At 71.5% G+C, this 25,572-nt stretch carries 27 protein-coding genes and 2 pseudogenes; 19 read left to right on the top strand and 10 right to left on the bottom strand.

Annotated features, from left to right (window positions below; genetic code table 11):
- Positions 1 to 40 precede the first annotated feature (40 nt).
- Entirely contained in the window at positions 41 to 1,201 is a 1,161-nt protein-coding gene (locus ACIBHY_RS32035) for a hypothetical protein (protein WP_397248712.1), read from the top strand.
- On the opposite strand, the gene ACIBHY_RS32030 is transcribed toward ACIBHY_RS32035, so the two are convergent.
- A complete protein-coding gene (locus ACIBHY_RS32030) occupies positions 1,185 to 3,548 on the bottom strand; it encodes a GH1 family beta-glucosidase (protein WP_397308654.1) in 2,364 nt (787 codons plus the stop codon). The two genes, ACIBHY_RS32035 and ACIBHY_RS32030, sit on opposite strands and share 17 nt — an antisense overlap.
- A gap of 48 nt (positions 3,549 to 3,596) precedes the next feature.
- Between ACIBHY_RS32030 and ACIBHY_RS32025 the strand changes: the two genes are divergently transcribed.
- The 8 genes and pseudogenes from ACIBHY_RS32025 to ACIBHY_RS31990 all read left to right on the top strand — a co-directional run.
- Positions 3,597 to 4,157 carry a DinB family protein gene (locus tag ACIBHY_RS32025; RefSeq protein ID WP_397308653.1) on the top strand — a complete coding sequence of 187 codons (561 nt, stop codon included), beginning with the start codon at positions 3,597 to 3,599 and terminating at the stop codon, positions 4,155 to 4,157.
- A 51-nt stretch (positions 4,158 to 4,208) separates the two neighbouring features.
- A complete protein-coding gene (locus ACIBHY_RS32020; RefSeq protein ID WP_397308652.1) occupies positions 4,209 to 7,862 on the top strand; it encodes a helix-turn-helix domain-containing protein in 3,654 nt (1,217 codons plus the stop codon).
- A gap of 39 nt (positions 7,863 to 7,901) precedes the next feature.
- Positions 7,902 to 8,825 carry a metal ABC transporter substrate-binding protein gene (locus ACIBHY_RS32015; RefSeq protein WP_397248720.1) on the top strand — a complete coding sequence of 308 codons (924 nt, stop codon included), beginning with the start codon at positions 7,902 to 7,904 and terminating at the stop codon, positions 8,823 to 8,825.
- Between the two features lie 14 nt (positions 8,826 to 8,839).
- Positions 8,840 to 9,595, top strand: a complete 756-nt coding sequence (locus ACIBHY_RS32010) for a metal ABC transporter ATP-binding protein (protein ID WP_397249143.1) — start codon at positions 8,840 to 8,842, stop codon at positions 9,593 to 9,595.
- Positions 9,596 to 9,622: 27 nt separating this feature from the next.
- Entirely contained in the window at positions 9,623 to 10,456 is an 834-nt protein-coding gene (locus ACIBHY_RS32005; protein WP_397308651.1) for a metal ABC transporter permease, read from the top strand.
- Positions 10,453 to 10,827 (top strand): Fur family transcriptional regulator, encoded by a 375-nt coding sequence (locus tag ACIBHY_RS32000; RefSeq protein ID WP_397248724.1) that lies wholly within the window; start codon positions 10,453 to 10,455, stop codon positions 10,825 to 10,827. The genes ACIBHY_RS32005 and ACIBHY_RS32000 overlap by 4 nt, the downstream gene beginning before the upstream one ends.
- A 459-nt stretch (positions 10,828 to 11,286) precedes the next feature.
- Positions 11,287 to 11,484 (top strand): DUF397 domain-containing protein, encoded by a 198-nt coding sequence (locus ACIBHY_RS31995; protein ID WP_397308650.1) that lies wholly within the window; start codon positions 11,287 to 11,289, stop codon positions 11,482 to 11,484.
- 208 nt (positions 11,485 to 11,692) lie between these two features.
- Positions 11,693 to 11,869, top strand: a pseudogene (locus ACIBHY_RS31990) (NAD-binding protein); the annotation flags it as partial.
- 163 nt (positions 11,870 to 12,032) lie between these two features.
- Here ACIBHY_RS31990 and ACIBHY_RS31985 read toward each other — a convergent pair.
- Positions 12,033 to 12,587 carry a dihydrofolate reductase family protein gene (locus tag ACIBHY_RS31985; protein ID WP_397248728.1) on the bottom strand — a complete coding sequence of 185 codons (555 nt, stop codon included), beginning with the start codon at positions 12,585 to 12,587 and terminating at the stop codon, positions 12,033 to 12,035.
- 144 nt (positions 12,588 to 12,731) lie between these two features.
- Between ACIBHY_RS31985 and ACIBHY_RS31980 the strand changes: the two genes are divergently transcribed.
- Positions 12,732 to 13,136: a YybH family protein gene (locus ACIBHY_RS31980; RefSeq protein ID WP_397248730.1), complete on the top strand. Its 405-nt coding sequence runs from the start codon at positions 12,732 to 12,734 to the stop codon at positions 13,134 to 13,136.
- On the opposite strand, the gene ACIBHY_RS31975 is transcribed toward ACIBHY_RS31980, so the two are convergent.
- Both ACIBHY_RS31975 and ACIBHY_RS31970 read right to left on the bottom strand, forming a co-directional pair.
- Positions 13,133 to 14,056 (bottom strand): hypothetical protein, encoded by a 924-nt coding sequence (locus ACIBHY_RS31975; protein WP_397308649.1) that lies wholly within the window; start codon positions 14,054 to 14,056, stop codon positions 13,133 to 13,135. The two genes, ACIBHY_RS31980 and ACIBHY_RS31975, sit on opposite strands and share 4 nt — an antisense overlap.
- Before the next feature lie 95 nt (positions 14,057 to 14,151).
- A complete protein-coding gene (locus ACIBHY_RS31970) occupies positions 14,152 to 15,075 on the bottom strand; it encodes a DMT family transporter (RefSeq protein WP_397308648.1) in 924 nt (307 codons plus the stop codon).
- A gap of 72 nt (positions 15,076 to 15,147) precedes the next feature.
- On the opposite strand from ACIBHY_RS31970, the gene ACIBHY_RS31965 reads away from it, so the two are divergent.
- Positions 15,148 to 15,696 carry a CGNR zinc finger domain-containing protein gene (locus ACIBHY_RS31965; RefSeq protein ID WP_397248736.1) on the top strand — a complete coding sequence of 183 codons (549 nt, stop codon included), beginning with the start codon at positions 15,148 to 15,150 and terminating at the stop codon, positions 15,694 to 15,696.
- Positions 15,697 to 15,736: 40 nt separating this feature from the next.
- Here ACIBHY_RS31965 and ACIBHY_RS31960 read toward each other — a convergent pair whose 3' ends face one another.
- Complete coding sequence (locus tag ACIBHY_RS31960) at positions 15,737 to 16,516, bottom strand: isoprenyl transferase (RefSeq protein WP_397248738.1); 780 nt, start codon at positions 16,514 to 16,516, stop codon at positions 15,737 to 15,739.
- Positions 16,513 to 17,247, bottom strand: coding sequence for a DNA repair protein RecO (gene recO, locus ACIBHY_RS31955; protein WP_379622000.1), 735 nt, complete (start codon positions 17,245 to 17,247; stop codon positions 16,513 to 16,515). Before recO ends, ACIBHY_RS31960 begins: the two co-directional genes overlap by 4 nt.
- A gap of 118 nt (positions 17,248 to 17,365) precedes the next feature.
- On the opposite strand from recO, the gene ACIBHY_RS31950 reads away from it, so the two are divergent.
- From ACIBHY_RS31950 to ACIBHY_RS31940, 3 genes are all read left to right on the top strand, one after another.
- Positions 17,366 to 18,886, top strand: a complete 1,521-nt coding sequence (locus ACIBHY_RS31950) for a CDP-alcohol phosphatidyltransferase family protein (protein ID WP_397248741.1) — start codon at positions 17,366 to 17,368, stop codon at positions 18,884 to 18,886.
- A complete protein-coding gene (locus tag ACIBHY_RS31945; RefSeq protein ID WP_397248743.1) occupies positions 18,883 to 19,602 on the top strand; it encodes a DUF5941 domain-containing protein in 720 nt (239 codons plus the stop codon). Before ACIBHY_RS31950 ends, ACIBHY_RS31945 begins: the two co-directional genes overlap by 4 nt.
- Before the next feature lie 103 nt (positions 19,603 to 19,705).
- Positions 19,706 to 20,641, top strand: coding sequence for a LysR family transcriptional regulator (locus tag ACIBHY_RS31940; RefSeq protein WP_397308647.1), 936 nt, complete (start codon positions 19,706 to 19,708; stop codon positions 20,639 to 20,641).
- Between the two features lie 67 nt (positions 20,642 to 20,708).
- Here ACIBHY_RS31940 and ACIBHY_RS31935 read toward each other — a convergent pair whose 3' ends face one another.
- Both ACIBHY_RS31935 and ACIBHY_RS31930 read right to left on the bottom strand, forming a co-directional pair.
- Positions 20,709 to 21,335: an SRPBCC family protein gene (locus ACIBHY_RS31935; RefSeq protein ID WP_397308646.1), complete on the bottom strand. Its 627-nt coding sequence runs from the start codon at positions 21,333 to 21,335 to the stop codon at positions 20,709 to 20,711.
- A 34-nt stretch (positions 21,336 to 21,369) separates the two neighbouring features.
- Complete coding sequence (locus ACIBHY_RS31930) at positions 21,370 to 21,699, bottom strand: hypothetical protein (protein ID WP_397248749.1); 330 nt, start codon at positions 21,697 to 21,699, stop codon at positions 21,370 to 21,372.
- 125 nt (positions 21,700 to 21,824) lie between these two features.
- On the opposite strand from ACIBHY_RS31930, the gene ACIBHY_RS31925 reads away from it, so the two are divergent.
- On the top strand, positions 21,825 to 22,466 hold the full coding sequence (locus ACIBHY_RS31925; protein ID WP_397308645.1) for a TetR/AcrR family transcriptional regulator: 642 nt from the start codon (positions 21,825 to 21,827) through the stop codon (positions 22,464 to 22,466).
- A 4-nt stretch (positions 22,467 to 22,470) separates the two neighbouring features.
- On the opposite strand, the gene ACIBHY_RS31920 is transcribed toward ACIBHY_RS31925, so the two are convergent.
- Positions 22,471 to 22,623 (bottom strand): hypothetical protein, encoded by a 153-nt coding sequence (locus tag ACIBHY_RS31920; protein ID WP_397308644.1) that lies wholly within the window; start codon positions 22,621 to 22,623, stop codon positions 22,471 to 22,473.
- A 19-nt stretch (positions 22,624 to 22,642) separates the two neighbouring features.
- Positions 22,643 to 22,765 (bottom strand): annotated as a pseudogene (locus tag ACIBHY_RS31915) (sigma factor); the annotation flags it as partial.
- 91 nt (positions 22,766 to 22,856) lie between these two features.
- On the opposite strand from ACIBHY_RS31915, the gene ACIBHY_RS31910 reads away from it, so the two are divergent.
- From ACIBHY_RS31910 to ACIBHY_RS31895, 4 genes are all read left to right on the top strand, one after another.
- Positions 22,857 to 23,897 (top strand): serine hydrolase domain-containing protein, encoded by a 1,041-nt coding sequence (locus ACIBHY_RS31910; protein WP_397308766.1) that lies wholly within the window; start codon positions 22,857 to 22,859, stop codon positions 23,895 to 23,897.
- Between the two features lie 35 nt (positions 23,898 to 23,932).
- Positions 23,933 to 24,199: a hypothetical protein gene (locus ACIBHY_RS31905; RefSeq protein WP_397308643.1), complete on the top strand. Its 267-nt coding sequence runs from the start codon at positions 23,933 to 23,935 to the stop codon at positions 24,197 to 24,199.
- A gap of 163 nt (positions 24,200 to 24,362) precedes the next feature.
- Entirely contained in the window at positions 24,363 to 24,671 is a 309-nt protein-coding gene (locus ACIBHY_RS31900; RefSeq protein ID WP_397308642.1) for a hypothetical protein, read from the top strand.
- A 28-nt stretch (positions 24,672 to 24,699) separates the two neighbouring features.
- A complete protein-coding gene (locus ACIBHY_RS31895; RefSeq protein ID WP_397308641.1) occupies positions 24,700 to 25,512 on the top strand; it encodes a lysostaphin resistance A-like protein in 813 nt (270 codons plus the stop codon).
- The last annotated feature ends 60 nt before the right edge of the window (positions 25,513 to 25,572 follow it).

Below are 25,572 nucleotides of genomic sequence, written 5' to 3'. Positions count from 1 at the left end.
AATTTCGGCGATTAGCATCGAAGCAGAAGCTGGAGGGGCGATGCGTTTACGCAAACGGCACAAGGACCTTCCCGACGAGCCCGCGCAGGTCGCACGGATCACCCCCGCGATCGCCTATGACGGGGACCTGTACCACCTGCCCGACTGGCGGCGCCGCCGCGCCGAGGAACGCGAGCTGGGCCGCGGCCACGCCGCCGAAGGGCAGATCGACACGCTCACGCTGGAGACCGGCAGCGTCCCGCGCTTCCACGAGCTGGAGGACGAACGGCTGGCCGAGCTGGCCCGCGTCGAGGAGTGCGCCGAGCGCGAGACGCAGCAGGCCAAGGCCGAGTTCGAGGCGCAGAAGATCAGGCTGGCCGAGTCGCAGCGCACCTTCTCCGACCTGCGCAAGGCGCTCGACGACTCCCAGCGCCACGTCGCCGAGCTGGAGCAGCCCAGCAGGCGCCCCGGCGACGGGCGGCCCAGCTCGATCGCGCTGTCCGGCAGCCGCTGGCCGGCGATCCGGCGCTGGCTGCCCGGCGCGCTCCTGCTGCTGCTCCTGCTGATCGTCGAGGTGCCCATCCTCTACCAGGTCATCCTGAGCTGGGGTGACAGCGTCGCCATGACCGCCCTGCTCGCCACCGGCGCCGCCTTGATCATGCTGGTCGCGCCGCACATGTACGGCAGGGCGTTCCGCGCCTGGCAGGAGAACGGCAGCCCGGCCCGCGGACGCTGGCTGCTGTCCGCGGTGGCGCTGGTGTGGCTCGGCCTGATCGTCGCCGTGGCCGTCCTGCGCCGCGACGCCCTGGTCAAGCCGCTGGTCGTGGACGGCCAGGAGATCGGCCCCACCTCCCAGGGCGTCGGCGAGCTGCCCACGATGGTGCTGCTGCTCGCGCTGCTGATCGCCACCGCGCTCATCGCCGCCGACCTCGGCCGCCGCATGCACAACCCGAACGACCGGCGGCTGCGCGAACTGCGTGCCAAGCGCGACCACGACGCCGCGGCCTGCGCGCGGGCCCAGGCCGCCTACCAGCACGACGCCGGGTACGCCGAGAGCATCGGCCAGCACCTCCAGGGCGCCGACCGGCGGCGGGCCGGACGCGTTCGCCAGCTCGACAACGGCTTCCACAGCCTGGCCACGGCCTACCTGGGCGGCGTGGTGGAGGGGCTGAAGGACCCGGAGGCGGCCAGCTGGGCCGAGCGCATCATCGCCCGCCGCTGACCGTGCTCCCCCTGACCTCCAGGTGGACGGGCAGGACGCTCGGCGCGACGGGCTGCCCGTCCAGCGCGGACAGCAGCGACCTGGCGAGGGCCAGCGCCAGCTCGGTCACCGGGACGGCGACCGTGGTGAGCGCAGGCAGCGTGTGCCGCCCGGCCTCGCCGTCCCCGAACCCGGCCACCGCGAGGTCCTCGGGAACCCGCAGGCCCGCCTCCCGCGCGATCCCGAGCACCTCCAGCGCCAGCGCGTCGGTCACGGCGAAGACCGCGTCGGGGCGCACCGTGTGGGTGCGCACCGCCTCGGTGCGCGCCGCCTCGGGTTGTCCGGTGAGCAGGCGCCCGGCGTCGTCGGAGACCTCCGCCCTCGGGAACACCTCCAGGAAGCCGCGCACCCGCTCACCGGCCGCCGCGCCGGGACCGGTCAGGACGGCGGGGCGGGAGCGGCCGAGCTCGCGCAGGTGGCGGGCCACCGCGGCGCCGCCGCCCGCGTCGTCGGCGGCCACGACGGGGCCGCCGCCCGCGCGCTCGGCGGCCACCAGGGGACCGCCGAGCAGCACCAGCGGCACCTCCGTCTCGGCCAGCCGCTCCGCCAGCGGGTCCTGACGGTCGGGCGGCAGCAGGATCATGCCGTCCACGTGCCGTCCCTCCGCCTGCGCCAGGACACGGCGGTGGCTCTGCTCGGAGTCGGCCAGCATGAGCCGCACCTGGCGGCCGCTCGCCTCCAGGACGCTGGTCACGTACTGGACGACCGCCGAGACCAGGGCGGCGTTGTCGTGGCGCGGCCCGGACAGCACCAGCGCCACCGTGCCGGTGCGCCGCGTGACCAGGCTGCGGGCCGCCTGGTTCGGCACGTAGCCGAGCTCCTCGACCGCCGCCTGGACCCTGGCCCTGACCTCCGGGCGGACGGACGCCTCGCCGTTCACCACGCGCGAGACCGTCGCCCTGGAGACTCCGGCGCGCGCCGCCACCGTCTCCAGCGTCGGCCGGGGCGCGGCGGGCAGGCCGTTGCGCGCGATCACCTCGCGGAACCAGCGCGCGCTGTCCCTCTCGGCGCGCCGCTGGGTGGCGAAGTCGACGTGGACCAGGCCGAACTTGCGCCGGTAGCCGTCGGCCCACTCGAAGTTGTCCATCAGCGTCCAGGCGAGGAAGCCGCGCAGCCGTACCCCGTCGGAGATCGCGGCGTGGGCGGCGCGCACGTGCGCCTCGATGAACGCGACCCGCTCGGCGTCGCGCTCGCCGTCGCCGAAGTCCGCGCCGTTCTCGGTGACCATGAGGTCGAGCCCGGGATGGTCGGCGGCCAGCCTGCGCAGCAGGACGGTCAGCCCGCTCGGCACGATCGGCCAGCCCATCGCCGTGGCGGGGCCGGGCGTGGCGGCGAACAGCACGCCCTCGCTGCCGGGGAAGGCGGGCTCGCCCGGCCGGCTGGGCTGCGCCTGGACGACGTGCGGCGCGTAATAGTTGACGCCGAGCACGTCGATCGGCCGCGCGATGAGATCGAGGTCGCCGTCGCGCACATGATCGAGCCCGGCGTGCCGCTCCACCACCTCCAGCAGCTCCGGCGGATATGAGCCGCGCAGCATCGGGTCCAGGAACTGGCGGTTGAGCAGCGCGTCGATCCTGGACACCGCCCCGGCGTCCTCGGGCGTCAGCTCCTGGTCCTGGTCGCCGAGCTGGCCAGGCGTGAGCACGGGCGACAGGTTGAGCGCCACGCCGATCCGCCGCGCGCCCGCCTCCCGCAGCGCCCCTGCGCCCAGCCCGTGGGCCAGCAGCATGTGGTGCGCGCTCCTGAACGCCTCGGCCGCCGAGCGCCGCCCCGGGGCGTGCGTGCCGGCCGCGTAGCCGAGGAAGGACGCCACCCACGGCTCGTTGATCGTGAACCAGGTGTCGACCCGGTCACCCAGCCTCTCGTGCACGACCGCCGCGTAGTCGGCGAACCGTTCGGCGGTGTCGCGGCTCGGCCAGCCGCCCCGGTCCTCCAGCGCCTGGGGCAGGTCCCAGTGGTAGAGGGTGGCGTACGGGGCGATTCCCTGGCCGAGCAGGTCGTCGGTCAGCCGTTCGTAGAAGTCGAGCCCGGCCGCGTTGACCTTTCCCGCCCCGTCGGGCAGCACCCTGGACCAGCTCACCGAGAACCGGTACGCCCGCACCCCGAGCCCCTTCATCAGCCCGACGTCCTCGGCGTGGCGGTGGTAGTGGTCGCACGCCTCGTCGCCGGTGCTCCCGTCGGCGATCCGGCCGGGAGCGTGGGAGAAGGTGTCCCAGATCGACGGCCCCCTGCCGTCCTCGGCCGCCGCGCCCTCGATCTGATAGGCCGACGAGGAGACGCCCCACACGAAGCCATCGGGAAATCGCATGACCTCATTGTGCCGAGACTGTCGGAGGCGGCGGCTACGGTGTCGGCCATGAGCGACAGCGACACCCCTTGGGAGCCACCCCTCGCCGGCACCGAGACCGAGCACCTGATCGGCGCGCTCGACCGGCTGCGCGCGACGTTCCGGTGGAAGGCCGACGACCTCGACGCGGGGCAGTTGCGGACCCGGATCGGCGCCTCCGACCTGACCATCGGCGGTCTGCTCAAGCATCTGGCCCTCGTGGAGGACCACATGTTCACGGCCAAGATGAGAGGCGAGCCGGTCGGCCCGCCGTGGGACACCATCGACCGGAGCGGCGACGAATGGCAGTTCGCCACCACCGGCCACACCCCCGAGCAGCTCTACGCCCTGTGGGACGGCGCGGTGGAACGCTCCCGCACGCGGCTCGGGGCGGCCCTGGCCGACGGGGGCCTCGACCAGCTCGCGCACATCAGCGACCCCGACGGCAACCACGCCAGTGTGCGCAGGCTGGTCTGCGACCTCATCGAGGAGTACGGCAGGCACACCGGGCACGCCGATCTGCTCCGTGAGTCCATCGACGGGCGGGTCGGCGAGGATCCCCCGCCCGGCTGGCGGCCGAAGTCCGGCTGACACGTACCATCGCGGTGACCAGCCGTCGCCACGTGTCGAATCGAGACTCGAATGTCCGGCAGCTCGCACGCGATCGACCTGATCCACACCCGCCAGGACTTCGCCCGCGAGCTGACCGCGTTGCGCGAGCGCGCCGGCCTCACCGTCCGCCAGGTCGCCGCGGCGACGGGGGTGCACGGCGCGCACAGCACGGTCGGCGACTGGTTCGCCGGCCGCGGACTGCCCGCGACGGGCTCGCGCGACCTGCTCGACCGCGTCCTGCGGGCGTGCGGGGTCGACGACGTCGCCGAGCTGGAGCGCTGGGTGGAAGCCTGGCGGCGGGTACGCCGCGCCCCCGGCCCCAGGCCGGCCGGACCGGAACCGTACCGCGGGCTGGCCGGATTCCAGGTCGAGGACGCCGAGTGGTTCTTCGGCCGCCGGGCGCTGACCGAGGAGCTGGTGGAGCGCGTCACCCGCGGCCACGGCCTTCACCTGGTGGTCGGCGCGTCGGGCTCGGGCAAGTCCTCGCTGCTGCGCGCCGGGCTCATCCCCGCGCTGGGCGAGCGGCCCGCGCTGCTGTTCACGCCCGGCACGCGCCCGCCCGGTGAGCTGTCCGGGCTCGTGGTCGTGGACCAGTTCGAGGAGGTCTTCACCACGAGCTCGCCCGGCCAGGCGCTCATCGCCGAGCTGGCCGAGGCGGCGAGCGACGGCGCGACGGTCGTCCTGGGCCTGCGCGCCGACTTCTACGCCCACGCCCTGCGCCACCCGCCGCTGCTGGCCGCGGCCAGGGACGGCCAGTTCGCGGTGGGCCCGATGAGCGAGGCAGAACTACGCGAGGCCATCGTCGAACCGGCGCGCAAGGCCCGCGTGGAGCTGGGGGAGGGGCTGGTCGACCTCCTGCTGAGCGAGGTCGCCCCGCGCGCGGGCGCCCACGAGGCCGGGGTGCTGCCGCTGCTGTCGCACGCCCTGTACGCCACCTGGCGGCAGGGCGGCGGACGCCGTCTGACCATCGCCGACTACCGGGCGGTGGGCGGCATCGAGGGCGCGGTCGCGGCCAGCGCCACCCAGGTCTACACCTCGCTCAGCGGGCCGCAGCAGGAGCTGGCCAGGCGGCTGTTCGTCGATCTGGTGCACGTGGCCGCCGACACCGCCGACACGCGGCGGCGGGTGGCCACCGAGCGGTTACCCGAGGAGGTGCTCGACCGGTTCGTGGCGCAACGGCTGATCACCGCCGACACCGACTCGGTGGAGATCAGCCACGAGGCGCTGCTGACGGCCTGGCCGCTGCTGCGGCAGTGGCTGGAGGAGGACCGGGCCGGGCTGGTGATCCGCCGGCAGCTCGCCGACGCGGCGGCCGCCTGGGAACGCGAACACCGCGACCCCGCGCTCCTCTACCGGGGCGCCCGGCTGGCCGCCGCCCGCGAGCTGGCCACGATCCAGCAGGAGGACCGCGCGTTCCTGGACGCCTCGGCCGCCCGCGAGGCCGGTGAGCTGGCCGCCGCCCGCCGCAGGACCCGGCGGCTCTACCAACTGGTCGCGGGGCTGGCGGCGATGCTGCTGCTCACCGTGGTGGCGACCGTGGTCAGCGTACGCAGCGTGGAGACCGTCAGCGACCAGCGCAACCAGGCGTTGTCCGGCAAGGCCGCCAACGAGGCGGTCGCGCTGCGCGGCACCAACCCGGCGCTGGCCGCGCAGATCGGCCTGGCCGCCTACCGGCTGGCGCCCACGGCGGAGGCCCGGGGGGCGTTGCTCAGCACGTTCGCGACGCCGTACTCGACGCGCATCACCGGGCACACCGGGGCGGTCTACGCGGCCGAGTTCACCCCGGACGGGCGGCTGCTCGCCACCACCGGCACGGACGGCACGGTCCGGTTGTGGGACGTCGGCGCGCGGCACGCGCCACGCCCGCTGGCCGTGCTGCCGGGCTCGGGCGGCCTGCTCGGGGCGGCGATCCGCGGCGACGGGCGGCTGCTGGCCACCGCGGGGCAGGATGGCACCGCGCGGCTGTGGGATCTCGCCGACCCCGCCCGCCCGGCCGCCGCGGCCACGCTCCGGGGGCACGAAGGCGAGATCCGGCGGGTGGCGTTCAGCCCGGACGGGCGGACGCTGGCCTCGGCGGGCGCCGACCGCACCGTCCGGCTCTGGGACGTCACGACGCCGGCTCGGGCCGAGCGGCTGTCGGTGCTGGGCGGGCACGGCGACGGCGTCTCGGCGGCGGTGTTCGCCCCCGGCGGGCGTACGCTCGCCACCACCAGCGGCGACTCGACCGTGCGCCTGTGGGACGTCGCCGACCCGCGCGAGCCGCGGCGGATGGCCGAGGTCCGGCACACCGACCGGGTGCTGGCCGCCGCCTACAGCCCGGACGGCCGCACGCTGGCGACCGGGGGCTTCGACAACACGCTGCGGCTGTGGGACGTGCGCGACCCCGCGCGACCGGTCGCGCTGGCGGCCCTCTCCGGGCACGTCAACGGCATCGTCGCGGTGGCTTTCAGTCCCGACGGGCGTACCGTCGCGACGGGCAGCTACGACCTCACCGTGCGCCTGTGGGACATCGCCGAGCCCCGCTTCGCCGCCGTGCCCCTCACGCTGACCGGGCACACCGACACCGTCTACGCGGTCGCCTTCAGTCCCGACGGCCGCACGCTGGCCAGCGGCGGCCGCGACACCACGGCCCGGCTGTGGGAGGTCAGGGGCCCGGTCCTGTACGGCCACAGCGGCCCGATCCACTCGGCGGTGCCCGGCGCGCGTGGGCGCCTGCTCGTGGCCAACAGCTACCGCCGCGCGCACCTGTGGGACCTGTCCGACCCCGGCCGTCCCGCGCCGCTGGCGACGCTGAAGGAGCACACCGACAACGTCCTGACCGCCGCCTTCACCCCCGACGGCGCCCGGCTGGTCACCGTCTCCCTCGACCGCACCGCCCGCGTGTGGGACGTGCGCGACCCCCGCCGCCCGGTGCGGCTGGGCATGGTGAGCGCGCCGGCCAACACGTTCACGCTGGCGCTGCGGCCCGACGCCCGGGTTCTGGCGGTGGGCGAGGACGGCGGCGTCGTGCGCGTGTGGGACCTGTCCGACCCGCGCGAGCCGGTCGAGACCCGCGTCCTGCGCGCGCACACCGATCGGGTGCTCGGTTTGGCCTTCAGGTCCGACGGACGCGTGCTGGCCAGCGCGGGCGCCGACCGTACGGTGCGGCTGTGGGAGCTGTCCGATCCGCGCCGCCCGGTCGCGCTGTCGACGATCAGCGCGCACGCCAACAGCGTGGCCGCCGTCGCGTTCGCCCCCTCCGGCGATGTGCTGGCCAGCGCGGGCTACGACCACACCGCCCGCCTCTGGGACCTGTCCGACCCGCGCGGCCCGCGGCCGCTGTCGGTCCTGACGGGACACAGCAACAGCGTCAACGGGCTCGCCTTCAGTCCCGACGGCCGCACGCTCGTCACGGCGGGCTTCGACGGTACGGCCCGCGTCTGGGACATCACGCGCCCCCGCAGCCCCGGCCCGCCGGTGCCGCTGGCGGGCCACACCGACCGGGTGAACTCCGTCGCCTTCGGCCCCGGCGGCGCGACCCTGGTCACCGGCAGCAGCGACAGCACGGCCAGGTTGTGGGACATGGATCCGGAACGTGTCGCGCGGCGGCTGTGCGCGCTGGCGACGCCGCGGATCACCGCCGCCGAGTGGCAGCACTACTTCCCGGGTCTGACCTTCGAACCGCCGTGCGGAGATCACACCTGATTTTGACAACCATTTTCATTTTGCCGCATAATGACTCCCATGATGTCAGGACATTTCCGGGTGCGCGCTGTGGGTTTGCTCGCGGGTGCCGGACTCCTCGCCACCGCCGCCTGCGGTTCGGGCGCCGCCGCCCCCGCCGCCGCCGGCGACAAGCCCCGCGTGGTCACGGCCTTCTACCCGCTGCAGTGGCTGGCCGAGCGCGTCGGCGGCGCTGACATCGACGTGTCCGTGCTCACCGCCCCCGGCGTCGAGCCGCACGACCTCGAACTCGGCGCCCAGCAGATCGCCGACCTGGAGGACGCCACCCTGTCCGTCTACATCAAAGGCGTCCAGCCGGCCGTGGACGACGCGCTCGCGCAGCAGGGCGAGCGCGCCTTCGACGCGGCGACCGCCGTGAAGACACTGCCCGCCCCCGAGCACGCCGGGGAAGAAGAGGCGCACGAGCACGAGGTCTCCTACGACCCGCACCTGTGGCTGGACCCGTCCAGGTTCGCCGCCGTCGCAGGGAAGCTGGGCGAGCGCATGGCCCAGGCCGATCCGGCGCACGCACAGGCGTACAAGGACCGCGCCGCCAAGACGGCCGCCGACCTCACCGCGCTCGACCAGGAGATGACCAAGGGCCTGACCAACTGCACCACCAAGACCATGGTGACCAGCCACGAGGCGTTCGGCTACCTCGCCGACCGCTACAAGCTCAAGCAGATCGGCATCACCCTCGACCCCGAGACCGAGCCGTCGCCCGCCCGCATCGCCGAGGTCGCCAAGCTCGCCAACGCCGAAAAGGTGACCACCATCTTCACCGAGGCCCTGGTCAGCCCGAAGGTCGCCGAGGTACTGGCCCAGGAGGTCCACGCCAAGACCGCGGTACTCGACCCGCTGGAGGGCAAGCCGGGCAACGGCGACTACCTCTCCCAGATGCGGCAGAACCTCAAGACACTCCAGACCGCCCTGGGCTGCGCGTGAACACCGTCTTCCAGATGACCGGCGGCCAGGTCACCCTCGACCGCCGCCCCATCCTGCGCGGCGTCGACCTCACCGTGTGCCCCGGTGAGGTCGTCGCCATCATGGGCGCCAACGGCTCCGGCAAGTCGACGCTGGTGCGCGCCCTGCTCGGCCTCACGCCGCTGTCGGGCGGGCAGACTCTCCTGTACGGCGTGCCGCCCGGCAGATTCCGCGACTGGCGGCGCATCGGCTACGTGCCCCAGCGCCTGGCCGTCGGCGGCGGCGTGCCCGCCACCGTCAGGGAGATCGTCGCCTCCGGGCGCATCGCCAGGCAGAGCAGGCTCCGCCGTACCAGCAAGGAAGACCACGCGGCGGTGGCGCGCGCGCTCGCGGCGGTCGACTTGTCCGAGCGGGCCGGCGACCCCGTGCAGTCGTTGTCCGGCGGGCAGCAGCAGCGGGTGCTCATCGCGCGGGCGCTGGCCGGCGAGCCGGACACGTTCGTCATGGACGAGCCCACCGCCGGCGTCGACGCCGACAGCCAGAAGCTGCTGGCCGGGACGCTCGCCACGCTCGTCCGCGAAGGACGCACCGTCGTGCTCGTCGCCCACGAGCTCGGCCCGCTCGAACCCGTCATCTCACGCGGCGTCGTGGTACGCGCCGGGCTCATCGAGCACGACGGACGGCCGCCGCAGCCGGAAGGAGAATGCGCCAAACCCGGACACGAGCACGTCCACCCGCACGCCGAGGAAACCGTCACCGGCCCGCTGACCGACCTCCGCGTCAAACCGTAGCCACCCCCGACCGATTGGCAGTGCACCGTGAGCGACCTTCTCCAGAGGGAGTTCTTCCAGCTCGCCCTCATCGCCGCCCTGCTGGTGGGCCTGTGCGCGCCCGCCGTCGGCACGTTCATCGTGCAGCGCCGCCTCGCCCTGCTCGGCGACGGCATCGGCCACGTGGCGCTGACCGGCGTCGCCCTCGGATTCCTGACCGACACGGCGCCGGTGCTCACCGCCGTGCTCGTCTCCGTCGCCGGAGCCATCGCCATCGAGCTGGTACGGGCGCGCGGGCGTACCAGCGGCGACGTCGCCCTCGCGCTGCTGTTCTACGGCGGCATCGCCGGCGGCGTCATGCTCATGGCCATCGCGCCCGGCGGCAGCAACGCCAAACTCAACTCCTTCCTGTTCGGCGCGATCGCCAGCGTCACCCGCCAGGACATCTGGATCATCGGCGGGCTCGCCGTCGCGGTGCTGGCGGTCGTGGGGTTCTTCGGGAGAGAGTTGTTCGTGCTCTGCCAGGATGAGGAGGTGGCGAAGGCGAGCGGGCTGCCGGTGCGATTCCTCAGCCTGCTGATCGCCGTGACCGCGGCACTGACCGTGGTCATCGCCATGCGGGTGGTGGGGCTGCTGCTCGTCAGCGCGCTCATGGTGATCCCGGTCGCCACGAGCCAGCAGCTGACCAGGGGATTCAAGGCGACGATGGGGCTGGCGACGGTGTTCGGGATGATGGCGGCGGTCGGCGGTCTGCTCGTGTCCACGGTCTCGCCCAAGGTGCCGCCGGGAGCCTCGATCGTCCTACTCGCGCTCGCCGGCTTCGTGCTGGCCCTCGGGGTCGGTAAGTTCGTACGGCGAGGCCGACCACAGGAGACCACATGACGACCAGACGCGATGCCGTCCACGACACGCTGCGCCGCAGCGCGGGGTTCCGCAGCGCGCAGGACGTCTACGCCGAGATGCGGCAGGATGGGGCCAAGATCGGCCTCACTACTGTTTACCGCGCGCTTCAGGCCTTGGCCGACGGGGGCAAGGTCGACGTGTTGCGTACGGACGACGGCGAGTCCGTGTACCGGGCCTGCGCCACCGACGACCATCACCACCACCTGGTGTGCCGGCGGTGCGGGCGGACGGTCGAGGTGGCCGGGCCCGCGGTGGAGCGGTGGGCTGAGGCGGTGGGCAGCGAACACGGCTTCACCGAGATCACCCACACCGTCGAGGTGTTCGGGACCTGCGCTGGGTGCTCGGCCTGAAAAGCAAGGAGCTCCGCTTCGCTCCGCGCGTTCTTCCGGTCGGGGCCGGCCCCGACCCCTGGAGGGCCTCGCTGCGCTCGGACCGCCCTCTTGAGGCCCGCCCGTTGCCCAGCCAAGTGGTTGAGCAGTTGGATCCCACCCTGGCCAAAGGTGCTCCGCTCCGCTCCGCGCGCTTTTCTCATGGGGCTGACGCCCAGGTTCGCCGGGTTGGCTTCAAGCCACACCCCGGAACTTCCGCGGCCGTGGAATCGCTTGAAGACGGGCCTCGGACTCCAGGTGGCTTTTGAGCTCTTCCAGGGTTGCGCCGCATCGAACGTTCGACAGTCCGTTCGGAAGGGGCATCAGCATCCGCCGGATCGCGCACCAACCCCCACCGGCAGATGTGACAGCATCAGAGCGGACACGCAACCGAAGGCGTCACGTCTCAGGCATTAGAGGATGCGATGAGAAACGGACCGGGTGAACCTCGACAACGCCGCATGGAGAAAGGCCACTGCCAGCGGCGACAACGGGCAATGCGTGGAAGTCGCCACCCATCTCCCTGGAATCGTCGCAGTCCGCGATAGCAAGGACCCCGAAGGCCCCGCGCTCATCTTCACCGACGGTGAGTGGGCGGCGTTCCTGGACGGGGCGGGCAAGCACGAGTTCGACCTCTGAGCTTCGGCTTCGCAGCGCGGCAACAAGATCGGCCAGGCCGTGGTGGAAGACATCGACTGCCGTACTTCGGCGGTGGCGGCTTCGCTGCCCGGCGTCGGGTGGCGATCTGGTCCACCGTGGCCCTGATCGCGTCGGCCGCCTGCCGTGGGTTGCGATGATCCACCGGTGCCGAATCCGATGACCGTGCGGCGAACGGCGCTACCAGCCGCCCGGATTCACTACCGTGCTGGGCCGCAAGGACCTCCACCTCGCGCTCGACGCGGCGCACGACCACGACATTCCGCTCCCGGTCGGAGAACTCCTGCGAACCGTCTTCGATCAGGCCGTCGCCGACGGCCGCGGGGCCGACGACTGGGCGGTCATCGCGGAACAGCAGCCGCGGTGACTGTCGTGGGCCCATGACCTGCCGACGGCAAGGCCGGACAGACGTGGAGGCCGCATCCCGAGGGCCCAGTGGTTCTACGGCACACCAGGGGGCGGCCGTTGGGGGCCACACGCCACACCGCGCACGTGAGCGGGATGGCCACGAAGGCGGGCAGGTCGTGGGTTCAGCCGCTCGCGGTCCGGTAGCGCAGCCACACGACGCCCGACCGGTACGGCGTCGCCGCCACCAGCTGCAGGCGGACGGGGCCGACACCGTCGAAGAAGCGCGGGCCCGTCGCCCACAGGGCCGGGTGGATCCAGATCCAGAACTCGTCGACCAGCCCCTGCCGGGTGAGGGCGTGCGCGAACTCGCCGGCGCCGGAGACGATCAGGTTGCCGCCGTGCGCCTTCTTCAGCTCGGGCACAGCCTGGCCGAGCTCACCCTCGATCAGGGCGGCGTTCCACTCCAGCGGCCCGGTCAGCGTGCGCGACGCGACGTACTTCGGCATGGCGTTGATACGGCCGGCGAAGCGCCCCATCGCCGGATGGCCGGTCAGGTGCGGCCAGGCGGCGGCCAGCCCTTCGTAGGTCTTGCGGCCGAGGACCATCGCGTCGGCCAGCGTCAACTGCTCCAGTGAGGCGTTGGCGCTGTCGTCGTCGAGCACCAGCCAGTCCTCGGGCGAGGGCGCCTCGAAGGCCCCGTTGGCGCTGATGGAGTTGTGGACGATTAGCTGTCCCATCGTGGGTTCTCCGTTCTGTGGCTCACCTGAACGCTAGAAGCGCGGACGATCGGGCCGCATCGGTCGAACTACCGGCGCCGGCCTGACGTTCCGGAGAGCTGCGTCGTCGGATTACCGACAGCACGTTGTTGAACGGAGAATGAGATGACTTCGAGCGAATCCGAGTTCAGGACGTTTCTGGAAGGCCGCGTCGACGCCGCCCAGAAAAAGGACATCGACCGGCTCATGTCGCACTACGCCGACGGCATCGTCTATTACGACGTCGTACCGCCGCTCCAGTTCGCGGGCACCGATGACGTCCGCCGCAATTTCGTGCGGTGGTTCGACAGCTACGACGGTCCGATCGGCCTGGAAACGCACGAGCTGAACGTCGCGGTGAGCGGGGACGTGGCGTTCGCGCACATGCTGCACCTGGACTCGGGAGCACGGAAGAGCGGTCCCGAAGGTGAGGTGTGGGTGCGATCGACCGTGTGCTGCCGTCGGTCAGCCGGCAAGTGGCTGATCACGCACGAACACATCTCGGTGCCGATCAGCATTCCCGGCCATTAACGGGTCCCGCTGATGTCGTGGGCGACGTCGGCGAGGTGGATGGTGTCCACCTGCGGGTCGTCGAGAAGCCTCCTGACGTCGCTCAGCTTCCAGCCGTCGAGGAGCAGTCCGTAGACGACGCCCTCCTTGGCCGCCGTCGTGAGCCATTCGTGGTCCAGTTCGAACGCGTAGAGGTCGTCTCCCTCATCGAGCAGCCCCACCCATTCGCGGAACTCCTCCAGCGCCGGGCTGGGCTCCCCCTCGCACTGGTATTGGACCTCCGGCATGTAGGCGTCCTGGGTCATGTTGCGGTTCCAGATGACCGCGTTCATGGAGTCGGGCTCGCTGGAGTCGTCGTAGTAGGACGGATGGTAGATGTAGGAGACGTCCGGGCCTCCGCAGATCCTGTGCGTGCGGTTGAAGGCCATGAGTTGCGTGGTGGTCATCTCGCGGGTGAACCCCACGACGGCGACGGTTTTGAGCGTCTGGGGCAGCGCGTCGATGATCTCTCTGGCCTCGTCCTTGAGGGCCGGGTCGTGGCCCGGCTCCACGGAGTCGATCGCGTCGGCCAGTCTCCCCTCCGGCTTGTCCAGGTGGGGGGCGCTGACGGAGCCGAACACGTTCTCCGTGATCGTGTACTCCGTCCGGCCCGCGCTGGGCCCGGCCCTTCGCGGCTCACCCCGCAGCGTGTGCGTCTTCTCCAGCAGCCCGGAGCCGTCGCTTGAGCCGTAGAGGAAACGTTTGTCGGGATTGGCGATGCGGGCGGCCGTGCCGTACACGCTGGCCGTCTGGTCGGTGCCGAACTCGACGAACACCCACAGCGCCCGGTCCGCCACGCATGCGGCCAGGGACAGCGCCGTGGTGACGACCAGGACCTTGGTCACCGACCAGGCCACATGCGCCCAGTCAGGCTCTCTCGTCTCCAGCACCGTGCGCTCCATGCGATAGAGATCAAATGGCGGCAAAGCGCACCATAGCGTCCGGATTCTCGGCCGGTACACCACGTGGTGGATGATCGACGATCGTGCCGGGCGCCTCAGGTCCGGCGGGACGAGGTGCCGAGTGCCTCGGCCGGTTGCGGGGGGCCGGGTGGCGGGGGTGAGGAGCCGCGGGAGCCGTACAGGACGCCGATGATGATCACCACGCAGCCGGCGAGCTGCCACGGCGACGGACGTTCGTCCAGCAGGAGCGCCGACAGCGCGACCGTCGTCATCGGCTGGATGAGGAGCAGCAGCGCGGTGAGGGCGGCCGGCTGGCGGGGGAGTGCCCAGGTGATGAGCGCCCAGCCGACGACCTGGGGCCCCAGGGCGAGGGCGAGCAGCCAGCCGTGGGCGGGCCAGTCCGGTGTGAAGTCGGCGCCGCCGAACAGCGGGCTGAGGACGGCCACCGAGAGCGTGGCGACCGCGGCGGTGTGCGCGAGGGGGGTCATGGCGTGCGGGCCGGCGGCCTTCATCAGCAGCAGGTACGCGGCGTAGGCGACCGAGGTGGCGAGGCCGAACACGACACCGAGTCCGGGGTCGGCGCCATAGGCGGCGCTGTCGAAGAGGCCGGAGATCAGGACGACGCCGGTGAACACCACCGGGGTGCCGATCATGAGCCGGGAGGAGGGGCGTTCCCGGAAGATCGCCCAGGCGGCGAACGCCACCAGGAAGACCTGCAGGTTGCCGAGTACGGTGGCCAGCCCGGCGCCGACGTACTCGATCGCGGTGTGCCAGAACAGCAGGTCGAGGGCGAAGACGAAGCCCGCGGCCCAGGACAGGTAGCGGCCCTTGGCCGGCAGGGGGCCGAGCCGGCGTCGCTCCAGCCAGGCCAGCAGGAGTAAGGGCGGAACCGCGTAGGCGAGCCGCCAGAACGCCGAGGTGGCCGGTGACACGCCGGACAGGCGTACGAGCGGCCCGGACATGGAGATGACCAGCGCGCCCACCACCGCGATCAGCACGATACGGCGATGTGCACTCACCGAGGACCCCCGCCCGCCCGTTGTAGAGATACGCTTCGTCCACGCTATGAGCAGGCGTAGACAGGAGTCAATATGCCGTTTGGCCATGACATGGTGCACTCGCTGGCCACCGTCGTCGAGCTTGTGAACACCTCGCCCTCCACCGGGGGCGACGACGGGCTGGCGGATCTGGGCGACCTGCAGGCCTTCGTCGAGTCGCGGCAGGTCAGCGGCATCGGCGTGCTCACCCCGCGCGACCTGGGCCAGGTACGCATGCTGCGGGAGGCCTTCCACCGGGTGTTCCTCGCCACCGACCAGACCGTCGCGGTCCGGCTGCTCAACTCGCTGCTGGCCGACACGCGTATCACGCCCCGGCTGGCCGAGCACGACGGACATCCGCTGCACATGCACTACTTCGCGCAGGATGCCGTGCTGTCCGAGCACGTGGCCGCCGACTGCGGGGTGGCGCTGGCCCATCTGCTCGTCGAGGGCGAGTGGGAGCGGCTGCGCACCTGCTCGGCGCCCGACTGCGACCGGGTGTTCGTGGATGAGTCCCGCAACCGCTCGCGGGTCTACTGCGACAGCCGTACCTGCGGAAACCGCATGCACGTCGCGGCCTACCGCGCGCGCCGCCGCGCCTGACGGATTCCGGGGGTCCGCGTGGCGCGGGCCCCCTCCCGTCTCAGCGGGCGACTTCGTTGGGTACGGCTCCGCCGTACCTTCTGTCGCGCTTGGCGTAGATTTCGCAGGCCTCCCACAGATCGCGCCGGTCGAAGTCCGGCCAGAGGCGGTTGAGGAAGACCATCTCCGCGTAGGCCGACTGCCACAGCAGGAAGTTGGAGAAGCGCTGCTCGCCCGACGAGCGGACGAACAGGTCGACCTCGGGGACGTCCGGTTCGTCCAGGTAGCGAGCGAAGACCTTCTCGTTGACCTTGCCGGGTTTCACCCGGCCTGCGGCGATGTCGGCGGCCAGTTTCACCGCGGCGTCGACGATTTCGGCCTGGCCGCCGTAATTGACGCAGAACTGCAACGTCAGCGTCCGGTTGCGCTCGGTCATCTCCTGGGCCGTCTCCAGCTCGGAGATCACGCTCTTCCACAGCCGCCCCGGCCGGCCCGCCCAGCGCACCCGCACGCCCATGGCGTTGAGCTCGTCGCGGCGGCGGCGGATCACGTCGCGGTTGAAGCCCATGAGGAAGCGCACCTCGTCCGGCGAACGCTTCCAGTTCTCCGTGGAGAAGGCGTAGGCCGACAGATAGGGAACGCCCAGCTCGATCGCGCCCTCGATCACGTCGAACAGCGACGCCTCGCCCGCCTTGTGCCCCTCGGTGCGCGGCAGCCCGCGCTGCTTGGCCCAGCGGCCGTTGCCGTCCATGACGATCGCCACGTGCCTGGGCACCAGCTCACGGGGGATCGGCGGCGGCGTCACGCCGGAGGGGTGGGGCGTCGGGGGACGGACGTTCAAACCGGTTCTCTTTCTACGTGTCGGAGCGAGCGGATGCCGTGCTCCAGGTGCCACTGCAGGTAGGCGGCCACCAGCCCGCTGCACTCGCCGCGGTGGCGCGGCAGCGAGGCGTCGGCCGCCGCCCAGTCGCCCTTCAGCAGCGCCGTCATGAGCCCGATGGTCTCGATCGACGGTACGGCGGAGCCCGCCGGTTTGCAGCCGCCGCAGACCACGCCACCGGCCACGATCGCGAACGCCCTGATCGCCGGGGCACGGCACCTGGCGCACGCCTCCAGCGCCGGAGCGTACCCGGCGACGGCCAGCGAGCGCAGGAAATACGCGTCAAGGACCAGCCTGGCTTCGTGTTCGCCCTCGGCCAGCGTGCGCAGCCCGCCCACCAGGAGCAGGAACTGCCGCAGCGCCGGCTCCTTCTCTCCGTGGGTGAGCCGGTCGGCGGTCTCCAGCATCGCGCTGCCCGCGGTGTACTTCGGGTAGTCGATCGCCAGCGCCTCGCCGTACGGCCTGAGCGTCTCGGCCTGTGTGACGACGTCGAGGGAGCGTCCGACGTGCAGTTGAAGATCTACGTGAGTGAACGGTTCGAGGCGCGCCCCGAACTTGCTCGTGGTGCGGCGCACGCCCTTGGCGACCGCCCTGACCTTGCCCGTGCGCTTGGTGAGCACCGTGATGATGCGGTCGGCCTCGCCCAGTTTCTGCGTGCGCAGGACCACGCCCTCGTCACGATAGAGACTCACGAGGACATCCTATTGGGGCACAGGGGTGGACCGGCTTTACTCAAGGCTCACTAGACTTTGACGTCTGTCCCCGCATTACCCGTTGTTCAACCCCCCGCAACTGCCTCGAAAGGGAGTCATGACCCGCGTGGTCCTGCTGGGCTCTTCGCCCGGCCCCGACACCGCTCCGACCGGCCTTCGGCTGGCCGCGCTGCCCGGCAACCCCACGGTTGGCGAGAGACTGCGCGGTCAGATCCTCTCCCTGGATCCGCAGCCGGCCACGATCGAGCCCCACGACGTGGCCGCCGCTTTGCGTGCCCTTGCCGACGTCGCAGAATCCGCAACGGACAACCTTCTCATCCTCCCGGCCAACTCCGTCATCCACGACGAGCTGATCTACCAGATCACCAAGGCCAAGCGGGGCGCCCTCGCGCTCGTGGCCAAGGAGCCGCGGCCGGACAACGGTGAGGACACGCAGGAGGACAGCGCCGCCGACATCGTCCCGATCGACGAGGCCGAGCCCGAGATCGGCGACCGCACCCTGGAGGGCCTGCCCGTCCGTGCCCGCGCCGGCAAGTCCCGCATCGTCTCCGTCGGCACCGCCACCATCGCGGTGACCAGGCCCAACACGGTGCTGCTCGGCCCGCTCCACATCAAGGCGCAGCACCTGCCGGTGCTCGCCGAGACCTGCCGCGAGCTGGCCGACCTGGCCGGCGGCTTCGGCCCCGACGACGACCTGGCGCAGCTGGTCGCGTTCGGGCTGGTGCGCAAGGGCGTCTCGGTCGGCATCCGCGGCCGCCGCGACCTGTTCTTCCGCCGGGTCTCCACCCAGGAGGAGGCCAACGAGGCCGGCTCCGAGATGGCCGGCATGAACGAGGACCGTGCCAAGCTCGACAACGCGGTCAAGGGCGCCGACGGCTTCTTCACCACCTACTTCGTCTCGACGTACTCGCGTTTCATCGCCCGCTGGGCGGCGCGCCGCGGCCTGACCCCCAACCAGGTGACGCTGATCTCCATCCTGCTCGGCGTGGCGGCGGCGGGCTGTTTCGCCACCGGCCAGCGGCCGTGGATGGTCGCCGGCGGCGTGCTCATCTACTTCGCCTTCGTCTTCGACTGCGTCGACGGCCAGGTGGCCCGCTACGCCCGCAAGTTCGGCGTGCTGGGCGCGTGGCTGGACGCCACCTTCGATCGGTTCAAGGAGTACGTGGTCTTCGCCGGCCTGGCCGTCGGCTGGGTGGTCTCCGGCAACGGCGACGACATCTGGATCCTCGCGCTGGCCGCGCTCGGCCTGCAGTCGGTGCGCCACCTGCTCGACTTCTCCTTCGGCATCTCCAACCGCCGCAAGCCCCCCGCGCAGCTGCCCACGCTGGCGCTGGACGCCCCCGACGACCGCAAACTCCGCAAGGACCTGGAGAAGCGCAAGATCGAGCGCAGCCAGGGCATCCGCGGCCTGCTGAAGATGTGGACCAAGGCCGGGCGCTACCGGGCCGTCCACTGGGCCCGCAAGATGGTCGTGTTCCCCATCGGCGAGCGGTTCGCGGCCATCGCGATCACCGCCGCCCTCTTCGACGCCCGCGTCACCTTCATCACCCTGGTGGCCTGGGGCACCGTCGCCGCCGCCTACACCCTCACCGGACGCCTCATGAGGTCGCTCGCATGATCACTCAGCCGCAGGCCGCCGCCACCCCCACACCCGACCCCGACGAGGAGCGGCGCCGTATCCAGACGGCCCGTCTGCTCGCCTACCGCGACGACGGGCTCCTCGTCCACGCCGTCGCCGGCAAGATCGGCAAGGGCCTCCCTCCGGTCCCCGCCACGCTCGCCGCGCTGCTGGTCGTCATCGCCCTGGGCGTCGCCGGGCTGCTGAAGCCGGGCCCGATGCTCTTCGTGGCGCCGCTGGTCGTGGTCCTGCTGGTGCTGCCCACCGCCCCGCGCGACCACCTGGGCCGCTTCGACTGGCTCACGCCGCCGCTGCTGCGCGGCACCGAGTTCCTGACCGTGATCCTGGTGGGCCTGGCCGCCGACGCGCCGAAGTGGCTGCTGTTCGTGCTGGTGTACGTGGTCGGCTACCACACCTACGACACCGTCTACCGCACCCGCCAGAGCATCTGGCCGCCCGCCTGGGTCTTCCACGCGGGCCTCGGCTGGGAGGTGCGGCTGCTGATCATCGGCGCCGGCGCCGCCCTGGACATTCTGCTGCCGGTGCTGGCGGTGCTCACGGCGTACCTGTTCGTCCTGTTCGCGGTGGAGAGCGTCACCTCGTGGGTGCGCCTGGACAAGGCCTCCGCCCAGGCGGGCGCCGACGCCGAGCAGGACCTGGAGGCCTCCCCGGAAGAAGCTCAGGAAGCCGCCACCGGAGAAGCCGACAAGGGCTGACTCTCCGGTACGGCAGGCCGGACGAGGCCAGGCGCGGCGACGACGCCGGGCCCCGTCCGCCCTTCGGCCACAACCAGACGTTGTGCGGCTAGCATCGGGCGGCGTGGATCTCGATGCTGTGCGCACCTTCGTGGCCGCCGCGGACGCGGGGCGTTTCCAGGACGCCGCCGACGAGTTGTCGATCACCCAGCAGGCCGTGTCCAAGCGCGTCGCCGCACTGGAGCGCGACCTCGGGGTGCGGCTGTTCACGCGTGCCGCGCGCGGAACCCGGCTCACCATCGACGGGCAGGCGTTCCTGCCGCACGCCCGCGACCTCCTGCGGGCGGCGGAGCGGGCGGTCGCCAGCGTACGCCCCGGCAGCCGCGCGCTGCGCGTCGACGTGATCGGCCGGCGGCTCGCCCCCGCCGCTCTGCTGGGCGCCTTCCACCGGGCGCGTCCCGAGATCGAACTCGACGTCGTGACCCTCTTCGACGCCGACGCGGCCCTCGCCGCCATCGCGTCCGGCACGATCGACGCGTCCTTCCGCGCCGTCACCATGCCCGGCCGGCGGCTGCCCGGCGACATCGAGGCCGCCCGGGTCCACGACGAACCCATCCAGCTCGTCACCGGCCCCGCCCACGACCTCGCCGCCGCCCGCACGGTCACGCCCGCCGGCCTGGCCGGGCACCGGATCTGGATGCCCGGCATCGTCCCCGGAACCGAGTGGGCCGCCTACTACGCCGACCTCGCCGCCGCGTTCGGGCTCACGATCGAGACCACCGGGCCCGACTTCGGGACCGAGCCGCTGCTGGACACGATCGCCGACTCCCGGTCGCTGGCGACGTTCGTGGGGGAGCAGACCCGGCTCGTCTGGCCCGCCGACCAGGGGCTGCGGCGCATCGCCGTACGTGGTCCGATGCCGGTCTATCCGCACTCGCTGACCTGGCACCGCGACAACCCGCACCCGGCACTCGCCGCCCTTCGCGACCACTTCGGTTCCAGGTGGCCCGGCGGCCAGGATGGCGAGGTCTGGACACCTGCCTGGGCGCATCGGCGCTGACGCCTTGGTAACGCCGAGGCCCGCATCGGCGCTCTTCGCGCCGGTGCGGGCCTCGTGGACGGCGGTTCTATCGCTGGTGGCCGGCCTCGGCCGTGGTCTTCAGGGCACTCAGCCAGGCCTCCAGGCCCTGGCCGAGGAACTGGGTGGCGAGCGGGACGTCGGATTCGATCTGCTCGCCGGCGTGGGTCTCCTCGGTGCGTACGAGGACACCGCCCTTGACCTTTTCGAACGTCCAGACGTGGATGCCCTGGTCGATGCGCAGACCCTTGCCGATCGCGGGCCCGGTCCAGCGGATGCACCGATCCTTCTTCACCTGCTTCACCGTGGAGGTGATGACGAGTGTGGTGGGCGGGCTGACCGGGGTGGCGGGCACCGGGGTGGTCCAGCGGAACTGCGAGTGCTTGCGGAACGGGCCCTTGTCCAGGCGCTCCATGGTGGCGACGGGCTTCTGCCACCGGGGCCAGCGCTCCACGTCGGTCTGCAGGCTCCAGATGGTGCGCAGGGGCGCCTTGATCAGGATCTCGCTCCGGTAGCGGACCTTGGCGCCGGGGTCCACGCCCGCGCCGCGGCACGTCAGCCCGGCGGGGCCGAGCTGACGCGCGGTGGCGGCCTGGGCGGCCGAGACGTTGCCCGCGAGGACGGCGGTGGCGACGGAGACGGTGAGGGCGGCGAAGCGGGTGCGGTTCGTGGACATGGTGGTTCCTTTCGGGGCGTCTGGTGGGGAGCGGTCAGCCGCGGCGGGCGCGGAAGATGGCGAGGATGAGCGCGGCGGACGCGACGACGATCAAGGCGACGAAGCCGGGGTGGATGTCCTTGGACATGCTCGGCGCGCCGTCGGGACGCGCCTGCCAGATGACGAACGGGATCGTCCACGCGGCGGCCACGGCCGCGGCCGTCCACCGGACCAGCCGGTCGTGGCCGCTGCGGAGCGCGCCGACGAGGGCGATGACGACCGGGATGACCGCCAGCATGGCGAACTGGCCGATCACCATGATGGGAACCGCCCAGGCGGAGATGGTCACCGCGAGCGGAGTGCGGCGGATGGTTGCGGTGGTCATGGCGCTTCCTCTGTTCCGTTAGGGCTTCATGCTTACGTTAGAAGTTATAACTAACAACGGAAGAAGGCGTCAATAGGTTTCGTGATACCTTCTAACGAAATCTTCACGATGTAAGGTGGCTGGAGATGGCGGAGACGCTGACCCCCCGCGAGCGCTATCGGGCCCAGGTACGCGCGGAGATCAAGGAACACGCCTGGGAACAGATCGCCACGACAGGCGCCTCCGCGCTCTCCCTCAACGCGATCGCCAAACAGATGGGCATGAGCGGCCCCGCCCTCTACCGCTACTACGCCAGCCGCGACGACCTGATCACCGAGCTCATCAGGGACGCCTACCGAAGCCTCGCCGACACCGTCCAGGAAGCCGCCGCGGCCGGTGCCGACCTGGCCGGGCTGGCACACGCGATGCGCGCCTGGGCGTTGGAGGACCCCCAGCGGTACCTGCTGATCTACGGCACCCCCGTCCCCGGCTACCGGGCGCCCGACGACATCACGCTCATCTCTTCCGAGATCATGACGGCCCTGCTCGACGCCGCCGTCAAACTACCCGCGCACGCCCCCGCGACGCCGCTCGACGCGCACCTGGCCGACCACCGCGACTGGGCCGCCGGCCACTCCGCCCCGCCCGAGGCGCTTCACCGGGCCCTGAGCTTCTGGACCCGCGTGCACGGCGTCCTCTCCCTGGAACTCGCCGGCCACTTCAACGGCATGCGCATCGACACCGCCCTGCTCTTCGAGGCGGAACTGAACGACCTCCTGGCCCCCTGACCGATCACGGCTCCAGATGGGCGAGGTCGAGCCGGGCCGGCCGGTCGCGGTCGGACAGGATGTCGATCGCGGCGATCCTGCCGCCGGAGACGGTGAAACTCATGATGGACACCAGCCGGCCGTCGATGGTGTTGACCAAGCCGGCGAGGCCGCTCACGAGCGCCGGGCGGGTGGTGGTCCGAGCGCGCCAGCCGTAGCCACGACTCCTGGACCGCGTCCTCGGCCTCGCTCAGCGAGCCGAGCATACGGTAGGCGACCGCCCTCAGATGAGGGCGGTGCCCTTCGAACCGGACAGCCAGCGCGTCATGGGTCGCGTACCTCTCCCCTCATACAGGTGACGTGTCAAACCGAGAAAGGGTGACCGGTCACCTCTGACCCGCGCTCACCGTCATCCCGGGAAAGACACTCGGGAAAGGTGGCCGCGATGAGCGGGACGGATCGCTGGCCGGCGTCTACTCCTCCACCAAGGGCGCCACGACGCTGGTCGTGGCGGTGCTGGCCCAGGAGGGAGTTCTCGACCTGGACCAGCCCGTGGCCCGGCACTGGCCGGAGTTCGCCGCCGCGGGCAAGGACACGATCACGCTGCGGGACGTGCTCACCCACCGCTCCGGCGTCATCGGAGTCGACGGCGGCCTGTCCGCCGCCGAACTCGCCGACGACGCGGTGATCGCGCGCCGCCTGGCCGCGCAGCGCCCGTACTGGCGGCCGGGCGCGGCCTACGGCTACGGCGGCTTCGTCTTCTTCGCCATGGCCGGCGAGGTGGTTCGTCGGGTGGCCGGGCAGACGCTGCGGCAGGTCTACGACGAGCGCATCCGGATCCCGTACGGGCTGGACCTCTACCTGGGACTGCCGTCGTCCGAGGAGGCCCGGTTCCGCCCGATCCAATGGTGGACGGCGACGCCTGAGCAGGAAGCCGCGTTCTGGACGAACGTCCCTGGCCCGCACAGCCTCCCGGGCATCGGATACGGGCTCAACAGCACGCCTCCGCTCGACCAGGCGGCCTTCGCCAACGACCGTACCGTCCGCGCGAACGGCCAGGCGTCGGCCGGCGGCGTGGGCAGCGCCCGCGGCCTGGCCGCCCTGTACGCGGCGGTCCTGTGGGGCGTGAACGGGCGTCCCCCGCTACTCGAGCCGGACACCGTCGCCGAGTTCGCCCAGCCGCACTTCGCCGGCGCCGACCTGGTCCGCGGCGACCAGGGCAACTACGCGCTCGGATTCCAGGCCAAGGGGCTGCGCTACCCGTTCCTCAGCGCGAACGCGTTCGGCCACGACGGCTCGGCCGGCTCCGAGGCCTTCGCCGACCCCCGCACCGGCATCGTCCTCGGTTACACCCGGCGCCGCTTCGGCTTCGGCTGGTCCTACCCCGAACACGACCGCCTCGCCGCCGCCCTGCACCGCGCCGTCACCTTCGTCACGCGCGATCCGTCATAGCGGCGAGACCACCGTTCAGAAGGGAACCCACCACCATGACCGCCATCGAGCAGCAGTCGCGCCTGTCCAACCCCCTCGCGCTCATCCCCGAGCTCAAGGACATCGGCGGCGCCCTGTACAAGGCGACGGGCAACGGCACGATCCCGCAGACCACCATCAGCCTGGTCCAGTTGCGCGCCGGGCAACTCGCCGGCAGCACGTACCTGACCGTCCTGCACACCGGCGGCTTCTTCCTCCCTCTGGCCCTCATCGGCAAGCCACTACCGGGCGTCTCCCCGTCGGACCAGTGGAGGCAACTCTAGGAGCCTGCCACCACAGTGATCACGAGTGAACCCCCGGCCGATCGCCGGCCGGCAGAAGCTCGACCTGCGTGACCGCGTGCACGAATTCCATCCTGACGGGCGGTACCGGTTTCACCCCTTCGGGTGAGGCGGGACAGGTTCCGCCCGGCCTAGCTTCGGGAACGTGCGTTTCCTCCGTCTCATACTTCGCGGCGTCGTCATGCCCATCGGCCGGACGGCCCCGGCCTGTGCCGGTGACCGGGAGCCGATCGACGGGTCGTCCGCCGAGGCGATCGCCCGCGGCCGGGATGGGGACGACCACGCGGTGACGCCCCGGACGCCGTCCCGTATCGCGTCCTTGAGCGAGTCGATGACGGCGATCATGCGGCTGACGGGCCGGATCTCCGTGGACGACCAGGTCATCGAGGTTCTCCCCGAGTTCAAGATGGCCGATCCGCGCTACACCAAGATCACCGTATGTTCATCGAGCTAAATCCTCGCCCGCACGAATCGAGGTCATCATGACCGCGTCTCCCACGCGCTCCCGTTCCGCCAGATCAACTACTTTCGATGTCACGTGGTTCTTCACGATCGCCGTTCTGCTGTGTTTCGCGTTGTCCGTTCCGATGGTCTTCCGGCTCGTCTCGACGGACTTCAACAACCTGATCACGCCGATCCTGCAACTGACCCCGCTGCTCGCGGCGATCATCATGTGGCTTGCCCGACGACCCGGAACGTTCCGAGAGACGTTCGCCACCAGGTGGCGCGGCACACCCAAGTGGGCCGGCATCGGCATCGGCCTCATCGCCGCGATCGCCGCGATCCAGACCGCCATCGCCCTGGCATCGGGGATCTGGCAGCTCAACCCGCTCGACCAGATCCTCGTGGCGGCCATCTGGATCGTTCCGGTCTTCCTCATGCAGTCGGTCTTCGCCATCGGTGAAGAGTTCGGCTGGCGCGGCTGGCTGGCGACACGCGCCGCGTCATGGGGATTCTGGCCGCTGGCCCTTGTCAGCGGCCTGGTCTGGATCGTCTGGCACCTGCCGGTCCTCGCCGTCATCGGCGATCGACCCCTTTGGGACCTCGTCATCTACTACGCGGGCATGCTGCCATGGGCGCCGATGTTGCTCGCGCTTCGCTGGCGGTCGGGGAGCGTCTGGCCCGCGGTCTTGACGCACGGAGCGATCAACAGCGTCCGGGTGTATCTGCTGCAATCCGTCCCCAACGCAACGGATCACCTGCTCATCGAAGTGATCGGCTGGGTGCTCACGCTCGCCGCCGCCGTGTGGCTGATGCGCCCGAGCCGGACGCAGCTCGTCCGCGGGGAGGTTTGATTCCTTGCACCTTCTGGTGCGGCCAGGCATCGGGCCCAATGGCGCGAAGCGCCTGTTCGC

Origin of the sequence: Nonomuraea sp. NPDC050547 (assembly GCF_044457345.1) — a bacterium.
Lineage (GTDB): Bacteria > Actinomycetota > Actinomycetes > Streptosporangiales > Streptosporangiaceae > Nonomuraea.
This window is presented reverse-complemented; position numbering and strand designations above follow the sequence as displayed.

What these genes read in the sequence shown, in the direction of transcription:
- ACIBHY_RS31985 (WP_397248728.1), bottom strand. Translation starts at nt 12,587, where the DNA reads ATGGGACAGCTAATCGTCCACAACTCCATCAGCGCCAACGGGGCCTTC.
- ACIBHY_RS31935 (WP_397308646.1), bottom strand. Translation starts at nt 21,335, where the DNA reads ATGTCCACGAACCGCACCCGCTTCGCCGCCCTCACCGTCTCCGTCGCC.
- ACIBHY_RS32020 (WP_397308652.1), top strand. Translation starts at nt 4,209, where the DNA reads ATGTCCGGCAGCTCGCACGCGATCGACCTGATCCACACCCGCCAGGAC.
- ACIBHY_RS32030 (WP_397308654.1), bottom strand. Translation starts at nt 3,548, where the DNA reads ATGCGATTTCCCGATGGCTTCGTGTGGGGCGTCTCCTCGTCGGCCTAT.
- ACIBHY_RS32035 (WP_397248712.1), top strand. Translation starts at nt 41, where the DNA reads ATGCGTTTACGCAAACGGCACAAGGACCTTCCCGACGAGCCCGCGCAG.
- ACIBHY_RS32025 (WP_397308653.1), top strand. Translation starts at nt 3,597, where the DNA reads ATGAGCGACAGCGACACCCCTTGGGAGCCACCCCTCGCCGGCACCGAG.
- ACIBHY_RS32010 (WP_397249143.1), top strand. Translation starts at nt 8,840, where the DNA reads ATGACCGGCGGCCAGGTCACCCTCGACCGCCGCCCCATCCTGCGCGGC.
- ACIBHY_RS31975 (WP_397308649.1), bottom strand. Translation starts at nt 14,056, where the DNA reads ATGGAGCGCACGGTGCTGGAGACGAGAGAGCCTGACTGGGCGCATGTG.
- ACIBHY_RS31980 (WP_397248730.1), top strand. Translation starts at nt 12,732, where the DNA reads ATGACTTCGAGCGAATCCGAGTTCAGGACGTTTCTGGAAGGCCGCGTC.
- ACIBHY_RS32000 (WP_397248724.1), top strand. Translation starts at nt 10,453, where the DNA reads ATGACGACCAGACGCGATGCCGTCCACGACACGCTGCGCCGCAGCGCG.
- ACIBHY_RS31950 (WP_397248741.1), top strand. Translation starts at nt 17,366, where the DNA reads ATGACCCGCGTGGTCCTGCTGGGCTCTTCGCCCGGCCCCGACACCGCT.
- ACIBHY_RS31945 (WP_397248743.1), top strand. Translation starts at nt 18,883, where the DNA reads ATGATCACTCAGCCGCAGGCCGCCGCCACCCCCACACCCGACCCCGAC.
- ACIBHY_RS31905 (WP_397308643.1), top strand. Translation starts at nt 23,933, where the DNA reads ATGACCGCCATCGAGCAGCAGTCGCGCCTGTCCAACCCCCTCGCGCTC.
- ACIBHY_RS31895 (WP_397308641.1), top strand. Translation starts at nt 24,700, where the DNA reads ATGACCGCGTCTCCCACGCGCTCCCGTTCCGCCAGATCAACTACTTTC.
- ACIBHY_RS31965 (WP_397248736.1), top strand. Translation starts at nt 15,148, where the DNA reads ATGCCGTTTGGCCATGACATGGTGCACTCGCTGGCCACCGTCGTCGAG.
- ACIBHY_RS31925 (WP_397308645.1), top strand. Translation starts at nt 21,825, where the DNA reads ATGGCGGAGACGCTGACCCCCCGCGAGCGCTATCGGGCCCAGGTACGC.
- ACIBHY_RS31930 (WP_397248749.1), bottom strand. Translation starts at nt 21,699, where the DNA reads ATGACCACCGCAACCATCCGCCGCACTCCGCTCGCGGTGACCATCTCC.
- ACIBHY_RS32015 (WP_397248720.1), top strand. Translation starts at nt 7,902, where the DNA reads ATGATGTCAGGACATTTCCGGGTGCGCGCTGTGGGTTTGCTCGCGGGT.